Source organism: Ruegeria sp. CF5, from assembly GCF_056537325.1.
On the sequence record NZ_JBQFRI010000024.1, the window covers coordinates 1 to 4,558 of the forward strand.

Below are 4,558 nucleotides of genomic sequence, written 5' to 3' on the forward strand. Positions count from 1 at the left end.
TCAAATCACTCTGTCTTGTGGTTTTTTGCCGTTGAAGAATTGGTTGAGGTTTTTGATGACGCGGAATCCCATAGCTTCGCGGGCCTCGCGTGTTGCGCTTCCGAGATGGGGGAGCATGACGAGGTTGTCGCATTGCATGAGGTCCGGGCTGATGCGGGGTTCTGCGTCGAAGACGTCGAGGGCTGCGCCGCCGATCATGTCGAACATGAGCGCCTGGATGAGGGCCCATTCGTCGATGACCTCGCCGCGGGCGGTGTTGATCAGAAAGGCGTCGGGTTTCATCAGGCCCAGGCGGCGCGAGTTGATCAGATGCCGGTTGGCGGCGCCGCCGGGGCAGTGCAGCGAGACGAAGTCGCAGTGCGGCAGCAGGTCGTCGAGCGTGTCGACCTGGGTTGCGTTGCAGCGGGCCAGCACCTCGGGCGCCACGGGGCTGCGGTTGTAGACCAGGATGTCCATGCCGAATCCGTGATGGGCACGGCGCGCCATTTCCTGACCGATCCGGCCATAGCCGACGATGCCCAGCGTCTTGCCGCTGACCTTGGTGCCGATCAGATGCGTGGGCCGCCAGCCGGTCCAGTTTCCGGCGCGCAGTTCGCGTTCGCCCTCGCCTGCCCGCCGCGCCACCATCAGCAGCAGCGTCATGGCGATGTCGGCGGTGCATTCGGACAGCACGTCGGGGGTGTTGGTCACGGTCATGCCCAGCTGGCGCGCCGACGGTTCGCAGATATGGCTGTAGCCGACGCCGTAATTGGCCAGAATGCGGGTCTGGGCGGCGGGTACGTCCAGCGCCTCGGCGCTGAGCGTGTCGGTGACGGTGGGCAGCACCGCGTCATAGGTTTTCAGGGCCTGCCGGATCTCGGCCGGGGACATGGGCCTGTCACCGGTGTTGAGCGCGACGTTGTAATCCTCGGCCAGCTGCGCCTCGACGGCGGCAGGCCAGCGGCGGGTGACAAGAACCGACGGTTTGACCATCACGCAGCCTCCATCACGCGGGCGATGGTTTCGCCGATGACAGCGGGGTTTTCGGCCACGGTCACACCGGCGGCGGACAGGATCTCGACCTTTTCGGAGGCGCTTTCGCCAAAGGCCGAGATGATCGCGCCCGCATGGCCCATGGTGCGGCCCTTGGGTGCGGTCAGACCGGCAACATAGGCCACCACCGGCTTGCTGATGTGGTTGCGGATATACTCGGCCGCCTCGGCCTCCTGCGGTCCGCCGATCTCGCCGATCATGGCGATGATATGGGTGTCTTCGTCCTGTTCGAAGCGTTCCAGTATATCCCGGAAGGACGAGCCGTTGATCGGGTCGCCGCCGATGCCGACACTGGTCGAGACGCCGATGCCGCGCTCTTTCAGCTGCGCCGCGGCCTCATATCCCAGCGTGCCCGAACGGCCGATGATGCCGACATTTCCGGGCAGGTAGATATGGCCGGGCATGATCCCCAGCAGCGCCTTGCCGGGGCTGATCGTGCCCGCGCAATTGGGCCCGGTCAGCACCATGCGGTTTTCCCGCGGATAGCGGTACATGTAGCGCTTGACCCGGATCATGTCCTGTGCCGGGATGCCGTCGGTGATGCAGACGCAATAGCGAATGCCCGCATCCGCCGCCTCCATGATCGAATCCGCGGCAAAGGGGGGCGGCACGAAGACCAGGCTGGCATCGGCGCCGGTGGCCTCGACGGCCTGTTTGACGGTGTCGAAGACCGGCACGCCCTCGACGGTTTCACCGCCCTTGCCGGGCACCACGCCGCCGACGACATTGGTGCCATAGTCCAGCATGTCCTTGGTGTGGAACCGGGCCATGCGGCCGGTGATGCCCTGAACGATGACGCGGGAATCGCGATCGAGAAGAATGCTCATTGCACAGCCCTCATCTTGGTGGCCTGGGTAAGGTCGTTCTGCCAGGCGCCCACGGCGCGCTCGGCGGCTTCCATCAATGTGGTGGCGCGGATGATCGGCAGGCCCGACTGGGCGAGGATCTTCTGACCCTCTTCCACATTGGTCCCGGCCAGCCGCACCACGACGGGCAGCTCAAGCTGCAGCTCCCTGAGCGCCTGCACGACGCCCTCGGCCACCCAGTCGCAGCGGTTGATGCCGGCAAAGATGTTGACCAGCACCGCCTGCACGTTCTTGTCCGACAGCACCAGACGGAACGCCTTGGCGACACGTTCCGGCGAAGCCCCGCCGCCGATATCGAGGAAGTTGGCAGGCTCGCCGCCCGCCAGCTTGATGGTGTCCATGGTGGCCATGGCAAGGCCCGCACCGTTCACGATGCAGCCGATATTGCCATCCAGCCCGACATAGGACAGGCCCCGGTCGGCGGCGCGGCTTTCGCGCGGGTCTTCCTGGCTTTTGTCGCGCAGCTCGGCGATCTGCGGGTGACGGAACAGGGCGTTGTCGTCAAAGCTCATCTTGGCGTCCAGCGCCAGAACCCGGTTGTCGCCGGTGATCACCAGCGGGTTGATCTCGACCATGGTCGCGTCCAGATCGCGGAAGGCGGCATAACAGCCCTGCAGCGTGCGCACCATCTGCTGCACCAGGGCAGGTTCCAGCCCCAGCTCGAACGCAATCTCGCGCGCCTGGAATTCCTGCAGCCCCACCGCCGGTTCGACGATCGAGCGCACGATGCTCTCGGGACGCTCGGCCGAGATGTCCTCGATCTCCATGCCGCCCTCGGACGAGGCGACGATCATCACCCGCTGGCTGGAACGGTCCAGCACGAAGCCCAGATAGATCTCGCGGTCGATCGGCACGGCCGATTCCACGTAAACGCGATAGATGCCCTTGCCCTCGGGGCCGGTCTGATGGGTGACCAGCTTGCGCCCGAACATGTCCTCGCAGGCCTCGTAAATCTCGCTTTCGGACTGGCACAGCTTGACGCCGCCGGCCTTGCCGCGCCCGCCCGCATGCACCTGCGCCTTGACGATCCATTTGTCGCCGCCCAGCTCGCGCGCGCGATAGGCCGCCTGTTCCGGGCTGTAGGCCAGCGCCCCCGAGGGCACCGCGACGCCGAAGTTCGAAAGAACTTCCTTGGCCTGATATTCGTGGATGTCCATTTGCTCCTCCCTGTTGAGCGGCGTTACTGCGCGGCAATCGCCGGGGCGTAATGCTTGTCGAGAATGCCGTCGATGGCGGCGTGATCCACCTCGGCGCCCAAGGCGCGCATCGCATCCGCAAAGCGGCGCACGATCTCGCGGATGGCCGTCGGGTTCAGCTGGTTCAGGATGCCGATGCGGACCTGCACCGGGGCCGAAAGGGTGGGCCAGATGCCAAAGCCCTCGGCCCGGCAGTTCTGCACCAGCTCCATTTCCCGGCCCGCCAGCGCACCCGGCAGGTTCAGCACCACAAGGCTGGTCATGTTCGACGTCACCTCGCAGCCCATCGCCGCAACCGCCTCGCGCAGGGCGGCCTCGTGGGTGCGATAGGCGTCGGCGCGCGCAGCCAGCGTTTCCTGCAGCGTCAGGCGCAGGGATTCATGAAAGGCCGCCACCGCATAACCCGAATGGGTCCGGTGATAGGTGCCCTTTTCAACGTCCTGACCGTCAACGATGCCCCAGTGGCGCGCCTCGAAGATCGGGTTGTGCACATAGGTATAGGCGCCGTTTGCCTTCAGCGTCTCGATATAGGCGTCGGTAAAGCTGACCGGCGCATAGGTCAGCGGCAGGCAGCACAGACCCTTTTGCGGGCACGAGGCCCAGCCGGCAATGCCGGGATAATCGTCGATCGAAAAATCCTCGACCCCCAGCGACGACACCGCATCGATCAGGCCCATGACGCCGTGGCGTTCGCAGGCATCCGAGAAGCCGCGCAGGTCGTTGATCCGCCCCGAGCCGGTTTCCCAATGCGCCATGAAGGCCCATTTCGGCTTGTGCTCGGCCAGCGCCGCCTCGACCATCTCACCGGTCACCGACTGTCCGTGCGGCACGTCGATCACGGTGACGCTTGCCGCCTGCGGGTCCAGCGCATTCGCCGCCAGCTCGGCGCGGGTGGCCGCCTTGATGCGCAGGGTCAGCGCGTCGATGCCGGAAAACGTGCCGTTGGAAAAGGCCACGACCCGGTCGCCGGGCATCACCGCCGAGAACATCGTGTCCAGCCCGCTCCAGCCGGTGCCCGCCACCGCAAAGGTATAGGTGTTCGACGTGCCCCAGATCGCGCGCAGCATCTGCTTGCACTCGACCATGCCGCGCAGCACGTCACCCTGCATGTGATCGGCAACCCCGGCACCGGCAAAAGCCTGCAGCACGCGGGCATCGGTATTGCCCGGCCCCGGACCGGCCGCCAGGGTCTCGGGGATCTCGAGCGGGGGAAAAATCGGAAGCGTCATCGTCAGATATCCTCGGCAGTTGACGGCCAGCGCGGCCCGGTGTGTCATGTCGAGCGCCAGAAAACCCGATGCTTGCCCCGTCGCGCAACGTAACTTACTACTGCTTTAGGACTTCTAATAAGACGGGCAAAAAACTACCCAAATGGGTAAGGATACCACCGTATACCGCAACTCACACCACCAAAACGGGTAGGTAATCCCAAATTCAAAGGCAATTTCATATGCTTGGGAAAAC

The 4,558-nt window shown here is 64.9% G+C and carries 4 protein-coding genes; all 4 read right to left on the bottom strand.

What is annotated here, in order from left to right; all coding sequences use genetic code 11:
- Genes ACR0NW_RS23910 through ACR0NW_RS23925 form a run of 4 tightly spaced genes read right to left on the bottom strand, consistent with a single transcriptional unit; the run spans window position 1 to window position 4,323 of the window.
- Window positions 1-972: a 2-hydroxyacid dehydrogenase gene (locus tag ACR0NW_RS23910; RefSeq protein ID WP_170657661.1), complete on the bottom strand. Its 972-nt coding sequence runs from the start codon at window positions 970-972 to the stop codon at window positions 1-3.
- Window positions 972-1,859, bottom strand: coding sequence for a succinate--CoA ligase subunit alpha (sucD, locus tag ACR0NW_RS23915; RefSeq protein WP_480453287.1), 888 nt, complete (start codon window positions 1,857-1,859; stop codon window positions 972-974). Before sucD ends, ACR0NW_RS23910 begins: the two co-directional genes overlap by 1 nt.
- Window positions 1,856-3,055 carry a malate--CoA ligase subunit beta gene (locus ACR0NW_RS23920; protein WP_170657657.1) on the bottom strand — a complete coding sequence of 400 codons (1,200 nt, stop codon included), beginning with the start codon at window positions 3,053-3,055 and terminating at the stop codon, window positions 1,856-1,858. Before ACR0NW_RS23920 ends, sucD begins: the two co-directional genes overlap by 4 nt.
- A 23-nt stretch (window positions 3,056-3,078) precedes the next feature.
- A complete protein-coding gene (locus ACR0NW_RS23925) occupies window positions 3,079-4,323 on the bottom strand; it encodes a pyridoxal-phosphate-dependent aminotransferase family protein (RefSeq protein ID WP_480453289.1) in 1,245 nt (414 codons plus the stop codon).
- Window positions 4,324-4,558 lie beyond the last annotated feature (235 nt).